Genomic DNA, 16,307 nt, shown 5'->3' with positions numbered 1-16,307 from the left:
CCTGCCCGTTGCGAGCCCGCGTCTTGCCCGGCCGGTAACAGCGGGTGGCCGTCAGCCGCCGCCGATAACGGGCCCTTCGGGCCAGAGGCGCATCAGGTCCTCCGGCGTGAGCGGGTCGCGGTACGCGGCCTTGATCACTCTCCGTACGACCGTGTCCCCGGCTCCCGCCAGCGCGGCGAACCAGTCGATGCCCGCCGGGTAGGCCCACAGGTAGGAGCGCAGAAGAGGATCATCACCCCGGTCGGTGAGCTGGCTGGCGATGCGCGCGTCGTCCCACCAGGGCACGGCCTGCCGCATGAGGTCGGCGCACTCGACGGCCGGGACACCGGCGTTGAGATCGAGATGGGCCTGGGCTCGCACGAGCTGGACGTAGTGATCGAGCCGGGTGCGGGTGACGAGGACCTGATCATGCGGCAACACCATGAGCGGCAACGCCTGCGCGAGCCCTTCGAGCATGACCTGGTGAGGCGCATGGACCGACAACAAGCGGACCCAGGGCGCATCCGCGGCCCGAGCCGAATAACTGGCACTTTGCAGCCCATGCCCTAGAACTTCATGCAAAGCAAACTGCCGGGCGCCGACACGGGTGAAGTCGACATTGGGCAGATTGAGCCGCAGCCGGATATCACTCCCAGAGCCATCCAGCCAGAAAGCCCAATAAGCATCGATCTCGACGTTCTCAATGGTCAGCCGGTAAGGAGCGGTAGTCTCAGCGATGCCCCGCACAAGAGGTTCCAACTCGACCACGGCATCACAAATGGCGCTGGGCGCGTCGGCGATATCGAGCCGCCCCTCGACCCGACGCAGCTCATCGTTGGTCCCCGCACCCCAGGAGACCCCAACGTCGCCCAGAGCAGCCAAAGCGACCTCCCGCCGCTCAGCCACATACTCGGAAGCCCAGCCCCGAGCCCCACACCCCTGAGTAACCCGCAGATATTCACTCAAAGGCGGCCGCTCACCCAGCAAGGCCCCCAAGTAGGCGAGATCAGCATCAAGCCGAACAGCCAACTCCCCCTCGACCTGTCCCCGCAACTCGCTCAACTGTCGATAAACAGACAATCGATCCGTAGCGGCAACAACGTCACCCCCACCGGGAAAGCAGTCAAAGTCAACGACCGGAGCACCCCCGCGCCCCACCTCATAGGCGTCCCAAGCCCGAAGCACACCCTCAACCCGATCGCGCAAGCCTGTCACTCCCCCATGGGACCACACCACCCGGAAAGGGACGCCCTACTACTCGGCACCGAGCACAGCGAGATCCCCACTCCGCTGACGACGGTCAGCCCCCTTCGCCGCGTTTCTTGCGGCGAAGGGGGCAGCGTCACTTGGCGTGCTTGGGAACGACCCGGGTCTCGGTCTTGTCCTTCCCCATGGGCTTCGGCGTCGGAGTGGGCTTCGGCCTCGGGTGAGGCGGCCAGACGACCACGTTGCGCATGAGGCCGACCCGGCGGGCGACGACGGTGAAGGTGACGTCCACCGACGCGCCCGGCTTCAGGGCGCCGGTCCAGGTCAGCTTGGGCGAATCGAAGTCGACCTTGCCGGATTCGGCCTTGAAACCGCCCACGAGGTCGCCATGGTGGAGCACGTCCGACAGGTCGTCGGTGAAGGTGGCGTTGGTCAGGGCGGTCTCGCCGACGTTGCTCACCCGCAGCCTGTAGTGCACCTTCTTGCCGACCTGGGCGGTGTCCTTGTCCACGGTCTTGTCCACGACCACCCGGCCCGGCACGGGCGGCGGCGGGGGGTCCTCGTTGCCCCCGCAGCGTGCCTTGACGTCACCGAGCACCGCCTTGAGCAGCGGTCCGGAGTAGACCTGCCGACCGGCTGAGTCGCGCAGCACGCCGGTGATGGTGATCTCCACCCGGGACTCGGCGTAGACGTCGGGCGTGACGTTCTCGATCTGCTTCATCGTCACGGTGAGGTCGCCGTCGGCCACCCCGGAAAGGCCGAGTTGGTTCCCAGCCACCGAGATGCGCGTGGTTCCGGACTTGATGGCCTGTCCGGCCACGGTCGGCGCGGTGACGAAGTTCTGCGTCTGCGGAGCGTGGGGCGGCTGGCAGCGGGCGTAGGTGTGCAGGGCCGGGATGTCGAGCAGATCCGGCCCGCCGGGCGTCAGCTTGACCTTGAGCACGTTGGGGTCGCTGACGGCGTCCCATGCTTCGGTGGGCGCGTCTCCCGACGTGCTGCCGGACGGGTTCGCCAGATTCGCATACGCCCCGACGCCGTCAGGGTCGTCGCTGTAGTCAACGGACTGATTGCCACCGGACGCCCCAGTCCTGCCAGTGCCCCACGCGCCGCTGAACCCGCTCTGACCAAGCCCCGGAATCTTGGTGACATCCAGCCGCACGCCAGTACTGGACGAGGACTCACCGGCTCTGGCGGCCCCGCTCGTCCCCGTGAAGAACAAGACCGTCGCCACCATGACGACCACCCCGACCACTGCTGCCACCGCAGCGACGAAGCCCGCCCGACCTCGCTGAGCGAACACCCCGACACACACTCCCTCTTACTAGACATGCCTACGGCGGCCGTACGGCGTCCCGGGGAGGGGTGATCCGACGCTCGATCAAGTGAAGTTCATTCGGGCGCGCAAGGCCCAGTAGGCACGCCGAAGACGACGCATCCCCGCAGCACACAAGCATCTCTTTGACCTCATCCCCGCGTGCGCGGGGAGCAGTTGCCTTCCATCACGCTGGAGCGCAGAGCCTCGGGTGCATCCCCGCGTGCGCGGGGAGCAGTCCACCATCCGGGCCAGCACCTCGCGGTCGTAGGGGGCATCCCCGCGTGCGCGGGGAGCAGGCTTGCTGACCTGGGGGTCTACCGGCGGGTAATGCGATTCGTGAGCACTTTTTGAGAGTTGGACATTTCGCCCGGCGGGGAGTGAGGGTGTCCGAACGGTGTCAGCGTTTGCCGTAGCGGCGGCGTTTTGCTGCCTTGCTCCAGCCCGTGGTGGGCGTTGCGGCGGCGATCGTCGGCTGGTTCTTGGGGCGGCGGATCAGGGTGATGCCGTCGTGGTCGACCGGGTGCCACTTGTGGTCGTGCGTCTCGAAGGTGAAGCCCTGCTCGTTGTTGGTGCTGTAGGCGAGCAGCGCGCGGCCCGTGTCGGCATACTTCTGGACTTCGTCCCACAGGGCCTCGCGGATGCGGGTGGACGGGCCGCCGATGAAGACGCCCGGGGAGATCTCCATCAGCCACCGCGTCAGGAATCCGCGCAGGCCGGCAGGACAGTTGGTGAGGATGATGACCGTCACCAGTCGAAGTCCTCTGCGTAGTTGCGGCCGGACTCCACGTCCATGCCGTAGTCGCTTTGCAGGGTGACCTGGTCGGTGTCGGTGTCGGCGGGGTCGTCGTGCGCGTCGGGGGCCAGGAGTTGCTTGATGTCGTTGACGCAGCGCTGGAGCAGGTTGATCTCGTTGACGCGGTCGCGGACGGCGCGGCGCGTGCGAGAACCTATGTCGTCGGGGCTCTGCGCGGCGATCTCGAAGGCGACCGGGATGGCCACCTCGGTCTTGTAGAGGTCGGCGATGTCCAGGACGAAGGCCAGTTCGTGTCCGGAGTGGATGAAGCCGAGGCCGGGCGCGCAGCCGAGGGCGGCGACGGTCGTCTGGGCGATCCCGTACATGCACTGGGCCGCCGCCGTGACGGCCTGGTTCACGGTGTCGCCGCCGTCGAAGTCTCCGGGCACGTAGCGGCGGCCATTCCAGGTGAGGCCCGCGAGGGCCGCCTGTTCCCGGTAGCTGGCCTTGACGCGTCGTCCTTCGCGGCCCAGCAGTTCGTGCCGGGAGAAGCGGGAAGGGTCTTCGCCGGGGAACCGCATCCGGTACATGGCGCGGGCGACGTCCAGGCGTGTGCGCTGGTTCGCCCACAGCCGTGCCTGGGCTTCGACGAGGGCGGCCGAGCGGGTGAGGGAACGGCCGCCGGAGTAGAAGCGCACGCCCTGCTCCCCCACCCAGACGACCCCGGCTCCGCTGTCGCCCAGCACGCTCATGGCCTGGTGGGTCACGCGCGTTCCGGGGCCCAGAAGCAGGGTGCCGATGGTCGCGGAGGGGATGTGGGTGACACCGTCGGCGTCTTCGGCGGTGATGGCGTTGTCCTCGCGATGCAGCAGGCAACGTTCGAGGTAGAGGAACGAGACGCGGTCGCTCATCCGGGTGAGTTCGCGCGGGGTGGACGCTGGGCGCTTGCCGACGGTGGACATCGGTCAGGCCGGGGCCAGGGTCATCAGGCCGCAGCCGTAAGCCTTGGCCCGTCCCAGGCCCTGGGTGAGGGTCGCGCGGAACGCGTCGGGGTCGGTGACGGTCAGCCGTCCGTCGTAGGTCACGGTCATCAGGGTCACCGGTCTTCCCTGGCCTTTGCTGAAGCGGAGCTGGCGGCGGCCGTGGAGCAGGATGTCGTGGGTGTCGCGATGGGGGTTGTCCTGGTCGTGGATGAGCTGCTTGTACGGGGGCTTCTCCATGACCTCGAAGCCCGCATTCTGCTGGCGTTTCAGCAACCAGCCGAGCTGGTGGACAGGGGTGAGGTGCGCGGTGGGCTTGGTGGGGGCGCCGTCCTTGTTGCGAACGCTGTGAACGGGGTTGGCGGTGAGCCGGAAGCCCCAGGTGTCGCCCGCGTTGAGGCGTTTGAGGAAAGGCGCGTAGTCGAAGGTGTCCCAGCGTCCGGTCGTCGGCCAGCCCGCCTGCTCGACCAGATGGGTCAGGTCGGGCCGCATCGGGCTGACGATGCACAGGTGCGTGTCGGCGTTGCCGTCGCGGTCCAGCCGCCACAGGACCCGGGGCCCGTCGCCGGTGCGGGGCGGCTCGGCGAAGGACATCATGACGGCCGCGTGGAGTGCCTGGGGAGAGGCCAGGAGCTTGCGGGCGCCGACGCGTCCGGTGTTGATGCGGAAGCGCGTCAGGTACATGTCATTCGCTCCTCAGGACGATCGTCGGGTCGTGGCCTGCGGCTCGTGGAACGGTCACCGGGAAGCTGCGGACCCTGCGAAGCGCGTACCGGCGGTGGGCCGGGTCGTAGCTGAGCGGCTGGTCGCGCAGGGTGTCGAAGCGTCCTGCCTCGTCGGACGCCTCGACCAGGATTTCGACGTTGTTGTCGTGGCCGCGCTGGTACCAGTCGGCGGCGTGCCACGGTTCCGCCGTCAGCGCCGTTTCGAGGTCGAGAGCCGGGCGCAGGCCGAGATCGACGGGGCTGGACGGAGGGCAGGAGCGGCGGCCTAGATAGGGCAGGAAGACGGGTTGCTTGAGTGCTCGGTCCAGCTCCGACAGCTGTTCGTGGGGGCCTTCGACCGCGGCGACGAAGACGGCGTCGGCCAGGTAGAACCGCTCGGAGACCGGCAGAGCGTCGCCGGTGTCGAGGCGGTGGGCGGTCTGGAAGTCGCGCAGGAGCGTCCCGCGCTGGTCGACGCGGACGCCGAAGCGCAACGCCGCCAGGTCCGACGGATCGGCCGTGCGGGGGCGGCCGAGGGCGGCCGCCAGCAGTCCGAGCACGCCGCTCTTGGTCGGGGCGCCCTCGGTGGTGCGCCGGGCGAAGCGCGCCGCGGACCCCCAGGCCTGGAGAGGTCCGGCGAGCCGCATCAGCAGGACGGTCATGCCGAGCCGTTCTGCCGCCGCTCGACCTCGGCGCCGACCGCCGCCACCAGTTCGTCCAGCGGCAGCTCGGTGCCCAGCAGGGACAGGGCTTCGGTGTCCTCGCCGACGCGCGTCACCCAGGTCTCGGTGCCGGCCCCCACGCCGAAGGCGGTCTCGATGGCGGGGATCTGCTTGGCGAGCCGCTCGCTCGCCTGGAGGACGTAGCCGCCGGATTCTTCGCCGACCCGGCAGGGGCGCTCGAATGCGCCGACGAAGTTGACCGGGCGCGTCGAGCGGACCTTGACGATGACGGCGTCGGGCAGAGTGTGGTGTCCGAACGTGTTGATCTTGCCGGTGGGCAGGGACTCGACGAACCCGCGGACGAACGCCTCCACGGCGCGGCGGACCGGGGTGTCGGCCGGCTCGCCGTCGCGCAGGCCCCGGCCGAGGTTGGCGCGCAGCAGGTCGACGTCCAGGGCGGCGTAGCGGTAGAGGGTGGCGGAGTTGAACTCCACTGTGCCGATCATCCCGGCGCCCTTGTCGTCCTCCTCGCGCTCCTTGTGGTCGTCGACGGCGGTGTAGTAGTCGGACTCGACGTCGGCGCGGTGCACGCTGATGGCGTGGGCGACCTGCGCGGCGGCGTCCACGTTGATGTCGGAGCCGTCGGCGACCATCCGGCCGAACAGCGCGATGTCGACCGAGTGGCGGCTGTTGGCGAGCTGCTTGGCCGCGGTCTTGTTCTCCTTGGCCTTGAAGAACGCCTTGACGTCGTCGCGGCCCTTGACCGCCAGCTCGGCCAGGGCGTCCAGCTGGCGCGCGCTGAGGAAGATCAGGTAGCGGGCCTCGGGCGCCGGGGCGGGGCCGCCCTCCTTGGTGTTGCGCTTGGGCGGCTCGACCTTGGCGCCGGTCGCGGCGGTGACCGTCTCGGCGGCCAGGTTCCACGCTTCGGCCTCGGGGATCGACTCGTCGATCTTGCGGATGCGGGCGCCCAGGAGTTCGGCGAGGCGGCGGGTCCGGACGCCGAGTTCGGCGGGGTCGAGGATCTGCTGGAAGGCTTGGCGGGTGGCGCGCTTCCACGCCTGGCTGGACACGCGCGCCCGCCGCACCCCGCCGTAGACGGCCGACTTGGGGGTGCCGGTGTCGTCCCGGTTGAGGTTGCTCGGCGGGACGGTCTGCAGGACGTGCAGCTCAACGATGGTGCGAGAGGTCATGGGGTGTCCTCGTCGGGGTCGGCTTTGTGGGTGTGGAAGCTGCGGCCCCATTCCCGGCGGACCCGGCTCATGCCGTCGGGGGTCTGGGCCAGGTAGAGCTGCCCGGCGAGCCGCCCGTAGTCGAGGGGGACGCCTTCGGTCCGCAGCAGCGAGACGATCTCGCGGAGCCGGTAGGCCAGGATGGCGGCGGTCCCTGCGGTCCCGAGCCGGACGAAACGACGACGGATGGTCTCCTCGATATCGCCCGGAGGCATCAGGCGCCGGACGGCTTCGCCCAGGTCCACACCGCGCTTGTGCACGGGAGTGCTTTGGGACTGCTGGTGTGCGGCGTAGAGGGTGATCGCGACGAAGTATCCGGTCTCGGCGCGTTCGGCGAGGGTGTCGTTGTCCGCCAGCCGGTCGGCCCGGAGCAGCAGATCGGTGCCGGTGACGCCCCAGAGTTCAGGGGTCTGGGCGGGGAGCTTGCCCGCGCCGCGGCGGAGCTGGGCGAGCGTGCCGACCGCGGCGGGCTTGTCGGCGAGGTAGCCGCCTTGCAGCTCGGTGATGAACCGTCCGGCGGTGTTCTCCACCAGGGGCCGAACGGCGTGGGGCGTCGCGGTCATGGCTGGTCCTCCGTGGGCTGGGCGGGGGGACGCGCGGCGGGGAGGATCTTGGCGAGCCTGCCACCGAAGATCTGGTCGGCCCGGGTGGAGCTCAGCCAGAGGGCGCGGCCGTCCTTGGTGGACACGACGCGTCCCTGCCAGGCGGCGTCACCGGCGGCGGCGACCAGCTCGTTCCCAAGACCGCGGATGATGGTGCGGACCTTTCGCTGCCACTCGGCGCGGGCCTCGTCAGGGTCGGCCTCGGGGGTCAGACCGGCGAGCCAGTCGCGGAACGGGCCGTCGAGCATGGCGAAACCCCGGGTGCGGGCGGCGTCTTGCCGAGGGCCCGGGGCGTCGCCAGCGGCTCTGGCGATGTCGGCGGCCAGGTCGCCGAGGGCGCCAACGGCCTTGTCGGCGTCGGCGACGGCGTCCATCGCCCCGATGCCCAGTTCGAAATCCTGCTTATGGAGGAGGACGACCGGCATCTGGATCTCGTCGTCGATCACCTCGTCGATGACCGACTGCTGCGTGCCGTACACCGCGCCGATCAGCCGGGCCCGCAGCGGGAAGCCGGGCGGTAGCGGGCCTTCGACGGTGAGCCGGGCCACCCAGTCCATGACGCGGGGCCGGACGATCACCGGCGCCTCATCACGCTGTTTACCACCCTCGGCCCGTCCGGCGATCAGGGCGCCCAAGCCACGCCAAACGGTGCGGGCCGGGTCGTGCTCGCGCGGCAGGTAGATCTGCTCCTCGCGGAGCTTCTTCTCCTGCGCGGGGCTGCGCCGCCATGCCGTCATCGGCTCGTGGGCGTGCTTGTTGCGGGGCGTGAGGGCGTCGCCGTAGGCGAGGACGACGCCGTGCACGCCCTCGGCGTCGAAGTGCAGGCGGATGCGCCGGGACGGCCAGGTGTACAGATCTCGGAGACCGTGGGGACGGCGGGCGGCTTCGACTTCTTCGAGCGGGGCGGCGGTCGGCACGTCGTGCCGCCAGGCGGGCCGGTCGTTCTGCGGATCGATGCGGAGCGTCTTGGTGTCGAAGGCGATGAGGTTCAGCAGCAGTGTTGCGCGCAGGTCGTCCCCGGCGGCGAGGACACCGCCCAGGGTTCCCGCCCATGCGACTCCCTGGGGATAGCCCTTTCCGCCCTTGACGCGCGGGTCGCCCACGGCTCCCGACTTGATGCCCGAGGTGTCGAAGGCCTGGGCGTGCACCAGCCAGCGGGCGGCCTCGGCGAACGTCAGCCGGTCCGCTCCGCGGCTGCGCATGGTGAACAGGGGCGCGCCGTTGGGGACATCGGCCACGATCTTGTCGAGGGAGGAGATCTCCTTTTTGGCGGTGTGCAGGGTGGGGGTCTGCAAGAACGGCGTTCGGGGGTGAAGGAGGTCGAAACGATCGCCGTGGTCGTCCAGATAGGAGTTGATCCGGTCGAGGGGGAGGTCGGTTTTCCAGAGCCGTTCCCACTCGTCCAGGTTCTGCGGGCCGTCGAGGGCGTCGTGCAGGATGGCCAGCAGCAGCCGCATCAGGGCGAACTCCTGCGTGGGGAGATCGCCGACGAGCCTGAGCAGGCCATCTGCCTGGGCGAAGACCTCCCGCAGCGACAGCACGTCACCGGTGCCGTCGGCGCGCAGCACAGGGAGCCACGGCTCGCGCGTCAGGTCATGGGAGAGCGGCCGGCTCGCCATCGGTGACCTCCAACCCGTCGTGTTCGCTGTAGTGCAGTACGTAACCTGCCAGCCGGGTACGACAGTTCTCGTCCAGAAACAAGATCAGTTCTTCGGCGAGCCAGGAACTGTCCCGCGCCTGCCATGCCGGAATGACCTCTTTCTTCAATTCCTCGATGGCCTGATCGGCGATACGGGGGATCGAGAACTGGAACGGAAGCCGCAAACCGCACGCCGCCACGATGCGTCCCCGTTCCGGTTGTGGAACGTTGTCGGTGGGGAGGGAAAGCCCGCCCTGGCCGTTCTCCAGCCATGGCAGCGTGCGGACCGTGCCGTCCGCCAGGCGCTGCACGACCAGCACCTCCAACGACTCCACGCCGTCGCGGACCTGTGCCCGGCCCGCGCGCGTGTCGTCGGCGTCGCCCACGCCCGCGTCGATCCAGCCGAACAGCGCCTCACCCTCCGGGCCGACGTCGGCCAGCTGGAAGGTCTCGGCCTTCGCGTGCTGCTTTGCTTTCTGGGCGCGGAACCGGTCATGGGCCGTCTGCATGTCCGGCTGCCAGGTTTCGGGGCCGAGGCGGGAGTTTCCGTAGGCCGCTTGGACCAGGGGGCTGATGTCGTCGGGCAGGTTGACGACGCCTGCTCCTTCAAGGGTGGGCCACAGCGCTGCCGCCGAGCGGAGGAGGGCGTGGCGGGAGTAGACGCGCTGGGAACCGGGGGCGGGCTCGGCGGGGACCGCGGCCCAGTCGGCGCCGGTTATCAGGCATCGGGCTTGCCGCAGGCGTTGGGGACGGTTCTGTTGGTCTTTTCCGCGCTGGTGGCGGTGCAGCCGTCCCATTCGCTGGAGCAGGAGGTCGATTGGGCACAGGTCGGAGACCAGCAGGTCGAAGTCGATGTCCAAGGACTGCTCGGCGACCTGGCTCGCCACCACGACATGCGGGCCGTCGGGGCGCTCGCCGTCCTTGTCGGGTGGGCCGAACCTGCTCACCAGGTCCGCGTCTTTGCGCATTCGGTCCAGGTCAACGAAGCGGGAGTGCGCGACGGTGACGTTGTCGTGTCCTAGACGGTCACGAAGGAAGGACGCGGTTTCCAGGACGCGGCCGACGGTGTTGCGGACCACCAGGGCGCATCCGCCGTCGGCCAGCTCATGCTCCAGGCGCTCGGCGAGCGATTCCAGGGCGTCGTCCAGCCGCTCGACGTGAACGCTCGTCCGCCGTCCGGACGGAGCGACCTGTTGTGGCGGTGGTGCGGTGCCGTCGCGCTCGACGGTGGTGATCAGCGGGTAGCCGGTGGCGGACTCGATGTTCTGGGCGTCTTCGGGTTGGATCGTCCTTCCGGCGTAAGCCTCGGCGAGTTCGCGGCGGCGTCCGGCGGGCAGTGTCGCCGACAGGAGCACCACCGGGACCTCGTAGGCGCCCAGCCATGACAATGCGCGGTCCAGGTAGGAATTCATGTAGGCGTCGTAGGCGTGGGCTTCGTCGATGACGACGACTTTTCCGGCCAGCGCCAGATGCCGCAGCGCAAGGTGGCGACTTTTCAATCCCATGAAGAGGAGCTGGTCGATCGTGCCGACCACGAAGGAGGCCAGCATGGCTTTCTTGCGGCCGCGCAGCCATTGGTGGGCGACCAGCTCCGCTGTCGCGCCGTCGGTTTCCTCTTCGTCGGGTTGCACGCCGCGAATTGACCGCGAACCCGCGCGGATGAGTTCCTGGAAGTCGTCGTTCAGCGGTGCTTTGGAGTGCGCCAGCAGAACAGTTCGCTTTTCCTGTCCCGTTTCAGCATTTGGAAGCCGTTGCAACCACTGGAGAACTCGGGCGAACATAGCGTTGCTCGTGGCCATCGTCGGCAGGGCCACGAATACACCGCCGGCCCCCGAGCGGGCGGCGAAGATCTCCGCGACGGCCAGACCGGCCTCGGTCTTGCCCTCCCCCATCGGGCCTTCGATGATCATCAGGCCGGGGGACATGGACCGTGCGGCCAGGACGGCCTGCTCCTGGAGCGGCCGCACCGTGGCGCCGGCCGGCAGCTTGAACCTGGAGGAGTAGACCGCCAGTGGGTCACTCTCGGGTGGGTTGGCGCGCCAGGGCGGCGGGAGGGCGAGGCCGCACCAGGCCGCCTCGATGCGTTCGCGGTCGCTCTGCCCTTTGGCGTCCAGGGAGTAGGGGAACAGGTCGGCGTTGCTGGCGATCCAGTCGGCGACGATCACCACGCCGGTGAGGACCGCCTGGGCAGGCTGGGAGAGTCGTACGTCTTGCCAGTCGGCTAGTCGATCGCGCACGCCGCAGACGTCGGCGCACGCGTCCAGCAGTTCCCACTGCACGTCCCGCCACGCCTGCTTATGCCCGCGTGTACGAAGTAGGTGAGGCCGGACGCGCAACGCATGGACGTCTCCCCACGTGGGCGGAACGCCGTGATGGCCGCCTGCTGCGATGCCCCACTGCCAAGCTTGCCGCTCTGACCAGCCGAACCGATCCACCAGCCACTCGTCGAGCAGGAGCATCCCGGCAAGCCCGTGCGGGGCGAGCCGTCCAGCGTCTTTGGGACGGGGCAGCGGCATCTGCAGACCGTAGTCGCACATTTTCTTGGCGAGCGTTTCGACTTGGGCGGCGAATGCGGGTGTCGCCTTCCCGATGTCATGGGTAGCCGCAGACCAGATCACGAGCCGCCGAGCATCGTCCTCTCCTTGCGGAAAGGCAGCGCTCAAGACATTGCGCACCTGCAAGGGAAGCCATTCGTCCCAGAGCAGCCCTGCTATGGCACCACTGTCCGCAAGATGACGCCACAGCGGAAGCCAGTCACCTTTGTCGTCGTCATGCTTAGCCCACGCGGAACGCGCGGCTCGGGACAACTTCGCCCCGAGCCGCGCCAGTCCCACCACGTCGTCCAGCACAGTGGAATCAAATCCGCTGGAGAGATCGGTCGCAGCAACTTCAGCGAAGCGGGCCGAAAGCGGAAAAGTCACTACACAGCGCAGCGATACATGCTAGGAGCGCAACGGAGCCGCCCAGGCTCGCGCACGCAAGGAACATGTGACCGCCGCCACCATCAGCATGAACGCCGCCAAGCCGCCCCCGCGTGCGCGAGGAGCAGACCGGGGCACAGGCGGTCTACTACCGTCGCACGGGTCCATCCCCGCGTGCGCGGGGAGCAGGTCGACGGGCCCTACTGCGTTCCGGTGCGGGTGGGTCCATTCCCGCGTGCGCGGGGAGCAGCGGCACGAGCTCGGCGGGATGACCGACCAGACGGGTCCATCCCCGCGTGCGCGGGGAGCAGGGAGTCGACGAGCCGGTTGGTCTTGATCGCGGTGGTCCATCCCCGCGTGCGCGGGGAGCAGTGCTTTACACCATCCAAATGGGCAGTCCCAGCGGGTCCATCCCCGCGTGCGCGGGGAGCAGTGGACCGGCACGTGGAAGGGAGGCTACATGCCGGGTCCATCCCCGCGTGCGCGGGGAGCAGGCTCACTGACCTGGGGTTCTACCAGCGAGTAACACGATTCGTGAGCACTTTTGAAGAGACGGACATTTCAGGCAGAGAGGGGAAGGGCTTCAACGGCTGCCTCGCTAACTGAAGCCAAAGGCATCTTGGAGCAGCGAATCCAGATTGAATCTTCTCGCCCGTCGACTAGGCCACCACGTCTTAGGCTGCGGCGGTGCGCCTACGACTGGCAGCAGCGAGACCCCTGCCCAGTCCGAGAGGGGCCTCAGGTCTTGGAGCCGGCGAGGGGACTTGAACCCCTAACCTTCTGTTTACAAGACAGATGCTCTGCCAATTGAGCTACGCCGGCGCGGGCTCACCGCATGGTAGTCGAGGATACGGGTCCCGTGCGTCGGCTTATCTGCACGGTCGGGCGACGGCAAGCAGGACCATGATCATGAAGATCAGGCGTCCATCCCCGCGTGCGCGGGGAGCAGCCGGGGAGGCCGAGTTCGTTGGCGCGGGGTTCGGGTCCATCCCCGCGTGCGCGGGGAGCAGGGACCGTGCTGCTGGAGGACCTGCTCGGGCCGGGGTCCATCCCCGCGTGCGCGGGGAGCAGGCGTCGGCGATCGCCTGGGCGATCTCGTAGCTGGGTCCATCCCCGCGTGCGCGGGGAGCAGGGACCGTGCTGCTGGAGGACCTGCTCGGGCCGGGGTCCATCCCCGCGTGCGCGGGGAGCAGGCGTCGGCGATCGCCTGGGCGATCTCGTAGCTGGGTCCATCCCCGCGTGCGCGGGGAGCAGAACTACCGTGGCACGTCGCTGCAATATATGAAGGGTCCATCCCCGCGTGCGCGGGGAGCAGATCAGCAAGAACGAGACCTCCTTCAAGGGCCTGGGTCCATCCCCGCGTGCGCGGGGAGCAGACTCACTGACCTGGGGTTCTACCAGCGAGTAACACGATTCGTGAGCACTTTTGGAGAGACGGACATTTCGGGCGGGGAGGAGAAGGGCTTCAATGACTGCCTCCCTCGTTGCGCGGCCGAGGCCAGCTGGAGCGGTTCGCTCAGATTAGGGCGGTGTAGCTCTTTGTGTCAGCGGAGAAGGCTCTTTCGCTGTCGAGAGGAGCGCCGCTTGGGGAGGCTGCGCGAGGGCTTGGGGGCTTCAACACTCTGTCTTGTAAACAGATGCTTTGTCGGTTGGGGCAGGGCGGAGTGGGGCGCGTTGGGCTGAGCTGGGTCGCTGCTCTTGGGGTTGTTACTGCGGGTTAGTTGCAGTAGCGCTAGCGTTGCAGGGATGCGGCTTGATTCTTCGAGTGGGCGGCCTGTGGAGGTTGAGGTCTTTCTGCTTCGTGTTGAGGCTGGGGGGCTTGCTTATCGTAGGTGTGCTGGGTTTTTGGGTGAGTTTGAAGAGCCTGATGGTGCTGCTCGGCGGGTGGGGCAGGTTCGGCGGGTGGGGGTTTTGCATTCGACTAGTTGGCGTTGTGGGGCCGATGGTCGGGTTGTGCTTACTTATGTTGTTTTGCCTGATCCTGAGCCTTGGCGGGAGGCTGTGGGGGTTGGGGATGCCGGGCTGGCCTGTGGGGGTAGCGCTGATCGGCCTTCGCCTGTGAAGGTGGAGTTTGCCCAGGTCGTGGTGCATGCGGCTCGGCATCTTGCTTTTCTTGTCGAGCATGATCCGCATGTGGGGGATGCGGTCCGACGGGATGCCGCGTTGGCCTCTGTGCTGGCTTCTTACGCGCCTGGGCTTGCTGGGCGGTGTTGAGGGCTAGGCGGGAGCGCGTCTGGGTGTTGTCGTACAGGTATGCGGCAACTCATGGTGATCATGGGCTCTGGGGAGACGAGCCCCACGATGGTCAATGTGCACAAGGATGTTGCTTGTGGTCCTGCTGTTCTGCTGGATACGCCTTATGCGTTCCAGGAGAACGTTGCTGATATCTCGGCTCGGGCCTGTGCTTACTTCGCGCGCAGTGTTGGGCTTGAGGTTGAGGTCGCTTCGGGGCTGGCGGATTTGCGTAGCGCTCGGTGGGTTTTTTCTGGGCCTGGTAGTCCTACTTATGCGTTGCGGGGGTGGTCGGGGGCTGTTGCCTCGGTGCTGCGCGATCTTGTGCGGGGGCGGGAGGCCACGCTTGTTTTTGCTTCTGCGGCTGCTTGTACGTTGGGGCGGTTTGCTGTTCCTGTTTATGAGATTTATAAGGTTGGCGCTGATCCGCACTGGGTGGGTGGGTTGGATCTGCTGGGTGAGTACGGGCTTGATGTCGTGGTTATTCCGCACTACGACAACGCTGAGGGTGGCACTCATGACACCCGTTACTCGTATCTCGGCGAGCGGCGGTTGCGGGGCATGGAGCGGGAGTTGCCGCCTGGGACCGCTGTGCTTGGGGTTGATGAGCACACCGCTGTGCTCATCGGGGAGCGGGTTGTCGAGGTTCGGGGGCGCGGCTGTATGACGGTGCGGCGGCAGGGGGTGAGCACCGTTGTGCCTGCTGGGGTTGTTATGGAGCTTGGGGAGTTGCGGGGGTTGTTGCGCGGGGAGGGTGGCCGGGAGAGTGCTCCTGGACGACCTGTGGTTGCGGAGAGTTTGCCGCTCAAGGATGTGGTGGTGAGTGCTCGGCGGCGGTTTGAGGGTGGGGATTCCCGGGAGCGCGTCGAAGCCATCCTTGCGGTGGAGGCCGCTGTCGCTGAGTGGGGCGCTGACACCGAAGAGGATGAAGGGGGTGAGTGGGCCCGCGCCATTATGCGCACCATGGTCGTGCAACTGGGGCGTGATGGGGATGGGCGCGTGCTTGAAGCTGTGCTGCCGGGGCTTGTCGAGGTTCGGCAGGAGCTGCGGCGGCGGGGGCTTTATGGGTTGGCCGACCAGGTGCGTGCCGCGTTGGCCGCCGGGGGTGTTGAGTTGCGGGACACCCCCGACGGCACCGTGTGGGCTTAACCGCGCTGGCGGGCCACCTCGTACAGGGCGATGCCTGCGGCCACGCCTGCGTTCAGTGACTCCGCCTGGCCCGGCATCGGGATGTTCACCAGCATGTCGCAGCTCTCCGCCACCAGGCGGCCCAGGCCCTTGCCCTCCGAGCCCACCACCAGCACGAACGGGCCGTCGGCCACCTCCATGTCGGCGATGGTCGCGGCGCCGTCGGCGGCCAGGCCCACCACGAAGCAGCCCGCCTTCTGGTACGCCTTCAGCTGGCGCGCCAGGTTCGTCGTCTGCGCGACCGGCAGGTTGGCGAGGGTTCCGGCCGACGTCTTCCACGCCCCGGCGGTCACCCCGGCGGCGCGCCGCTCCGGCACGACTACTCCGCTGGCGCCGAACGCCGACGCCGAGCGTACGATCGCGCCCAGGTTCCGCGGGTCGGTGATGCCGTCCAGCGCCACGATCAGCGGCGCGTTGCCGCGCAGCAGGTCGTCGGCGTGCGCGTAGCGGTAGGGCCGCACCTGGAGGGCGATGCCCTGGTGGACGGCGCCGTCGGTCAGCCGGTCCAGCTCCTTGACGCCGGCCTCCAGCAGCGGGATCTTGCGGTCGGCGGCGAGCTGGATGGCCTCGCGGATGCGGTCGTCGCGCGCGTCGGTCACGTACAGCGCGGTGCCGGGCACCCGGGCGCGCATCGCCTCCAGCACCGGGTTGCGGCCGGTGACCAGCTCGGGGACCTCGCCGTTGGCGCGGCGCGCCCCCGCCGGGCGGCCGGGGCGGCCCTGCTCGGCCGGGCGGGCGTTGCGCGCGCCCGGACCCTGCGTCGGGGTGCCGGTGCGCTTGGAGCTCTTGGCGGCGCGGGCCTTCTGGCGCTTGCCGTGCCAGTGGCGGTCCTCGGCCTTGGGAGTCGGTCCCTTGCCCTTACGTGGTGACATTGTGCGGTACGCCCCTCGCGACGATTGCGGCCCAGCTCGCCCTCG

At 68.4% G+C, this 16,307-nt stretch carries 12 protein-coding genes, 1 tRNA gene and 2 CRISPR repeat arrays; of the genes, 1 reads left to right on the top strand and 12 read right to left on the bottom strand.

Features of this window, described 5'->3' with window-relative positions:
* Positions 1-51 precede the first annotated feature (51 nt).
* The 11 genes from AH6_RS07615 to AH6_RS07565 form a co-directional block, all read right to left on the bottom strand.
* Positions 52-1,041: a hypothetical protein gene (locus AH6_RS07615; RefSeq protein WP_245679219.1), complete on the bottom strand. Its 990-nt coding sequence runs from the start codon at positions 1,039-1,041 to the stop codon at positions 52-54.
* Positions 1,042-1,321: 280 nt separating this feature from the next.
* Positions 1,322-2,344, bottom strand: coding sequence for a DUF7927 domain-containing protein (locus tag AH6_RS07610; RefSeq protein WP_169807813.1), 1,023 nt, complete (start codon positions 2,342-2,344; stop codon positions 1,322-1,324).
* Positions 2,345-2,897: 553 nt separating this feature from the next.
* A complete protein-coding gene (gene cas2e / locus AH6_RS07605; RefSeq protein ID WP_067475783.1) occupies positions 2,898-3,248 on the bottom strand; it encodes a type I-E CRISPR-associated endoribonuclease Cas2e in 351 nt (116 codons plus the stop codon).
* Positions 3,245-4,195 (bottom strand): type I-E CRISPR-associated endonuclease Cas1e, encoded by a 951-nt coding sequence (gene cas1e / locus AH6_RS07600; RefSeq protein WP_067475780.1) that lies wholly within the window; start codon positions 4,193-4,195, stop codon positions 3,245-3,247. The genes cas2e and cas1e overlap by 4 nt, the downstream gene beginning before the upstream one ends.
* 3 nt (positions 4,196-4,198) lie before the next feature.
* On the bottom strand, positions 4,199-4,897 hold the full coding sequence (gene cas6e / locus AH6_RS07595) for a type I-E CRISPR-associated protein Cas6/Cse3/CasE (RefSeq protein WP_067475778.1): 699 nt from the start codon (positions 4,895-4,897) through the stop codon (positions 4,199-4,201).
* Position 4,898: 1 nt separating this feature from the next.
* Positions 4,899-5,579, bottom strand: coding sequence for a type I-E CRISPR-associated protein Cas5/CasD (gene cas5e, locus AH6_RS07590; protein WP_067475775.1), 681 nt, complete (start codon positions 5,577-5,579; stop codon positions 4,899-4,901).
* Entirely contained in the window at positions 5,576-6,769 is a 1,194-nt protein-coding gene (gene cas7e, locus AH6_RS07585; RefSeq protein WP_067475772.1) for a type I-E CRISPR-associated protein Cas7/Cse4/CasC, read from the bottom strand. Before cas7e ends, cas5e begins: the two co-directional genes overlap by 4 nt.
* A complete protein-coding gene (casB, locus tag AH6_RS07580; RefSeq protein ID WP_067475770.1) occupies positions 6,766-7,371 on the bottom strand; it encodes a type I-E CRISPR-associated protein Cse2/CasB in 606 nt (201 codons plus the stop codon). The genes cas7e and casB overlap by 4 nt, the downstream gene beginning before the upstream one ends.
* Complete coding sequence (gene casA, locus AH6_RS07575) at positions 7,368-9,029, bottom strand: type I-E CRISPR-associated protein Cse1/CasA (protein WP_067475767.1); 1,662 nt, start codon at positions 9,027-9,029, stop codon at positions 7,368-7,370. Before casA ends, casB begins: the two co-directional genes overlap by 4 nt.
* A complete protein-coding gene (cas3, locus tag AH6_RS07570) occupies positions 9,004-11,898 on the bottom strand; it encodes a CRISPR-associated helicase Cas3' (protein ID WP_245679218.1) in 2,895 nt (964 codons plus the stop codon). The genes casA and cas3 overlap by 26 nt, the downstream gene beginning before the upstream one ends.
* A 232-nt stretch (positions 11,899-12,130) precedes the next feature.
* A CRISPR array of direct repeats spans positions 12,131-12,465; the repeat unit is 30 nt; unit sequence GGGTCCATCCCCGCGTGCGCGGGGAGCAGG.
* 251 nt (positions 12,466-12,716) lie between these two features.
* A tRNA-Thr gene (locus tag AH6_RS07565) sits at positions 12,717-12,792 on the bottom strand.
* Between the two features lie 97 nt (positions 12,793-12,889).
* Positions 12,890-13,347: a CRISPR direct-repeat array (repeat unit 30 nt; unit sequence GGGTCCATCCCCGCGTGCGCGGGGAGCAGG).
* 876 nt (positions 13,348-14,223) lie between these two features.
* Here AH6_RS07565 and AH6_RS43520 point away from each other — a divergent pair.
* Positions 14,224-15,351: a hypothetical protein gene (locus tag AH6_RS43520; RefSeq protein ID WP_157431321.1), complete on the top strand. Its 1,128-nt coding sequence runs from the start codon at positions 14,224-14,226 to the stop codon at positions 15,349-15,351.
* On the opposite strand, the gene rlmB is transcribed toward AH6_RS43520, so the two are convergent.
* Positions 15,348-16,262 (bottom strand): 23S rRNA (guanosine(2251)-2'-O)-methyltransferase RlmB, encoded by a 915-nt coding sequence (rlmB, locus tag AH6_RS07550; RefSeq protein WP_067475758.1) that lies wholly within the window; start codon positions 16,260-16,262, stop codon positions 15,348-15,350. The two genes, AH6_RS43520 and rlmB, sit on opposite strands and share 4 nt — an antisense overlap.
* Positions 16,263-16,307 lie beyond the last annotated feature (45 nt).

This window comes from Actinomadura hibisca NBRC 15177, from assembly GCF_001552635.1.
GTDB lineage: Bacteria > Actinomycetota > Actinomycetes > Streptosporangiales > Streptosporangiaceae > Spirillospora > Spirillospora hibisca.
The sequence above is the reverse complement of the archived record's forward strand: the minus strand, read 5'-3'. Positions and strand labels throughout refer to the sequence as shown.

Coding starts and splice junctions, on each gene's coding strand:
- cas1e (WP_067475780.1), bottom strand. CDS start 4,195: ATGTCCACCGTCGGCAAGCGCCCAGCGTCCACCCCGCGCGAACTCACC.
- rlmB (WP_067475758.1), bottom strand. CDS start 16,262: ATGTCACCACGTAAGGGCAAGGGACCGACTCCCAAGGCCGAGGACCGC.
- cas5e (WP_067475775.1), bottom strand. CDS start 5,579: ATGACCGTCCTGCTGATGCGGCTCGCCGGACCTCTCCAGGCCTGGGGG.
- casA (WP_067475767.1), bottom strand. CDS start 9,029: ATGGCGAGCCGGCCGCTCTCCCATGACCTGACGCGCGAGCCGTGGCTC.
- AH6_RS43520 (WP_157431321.1), top strand. CDS start 14,224: ATGCGGCAACTCATGGTGATCATGGGCTCTGGGGAGACGAGCCCCACG.
- cas7e (WP_067475772.1), bottom strand. CDS start 6,769: ATGACCTCTCGCACCATCGTTGAGCTGCACGTCCTGCAGACCGTCCCG.
- casB (WP_067475770.1), bottom strand. CDS start 7,371: ATGACCGCGACGCCCCACGCCGTTCGGCCCCTGGTGGAGAACACCGCC.
- cas6e (WP_067475778.1), bottom strand. CDS start 4,897: ATGTACCTGACGCGCTTCCGCATCAACACCGGACGCGTCGGCGCCCGC.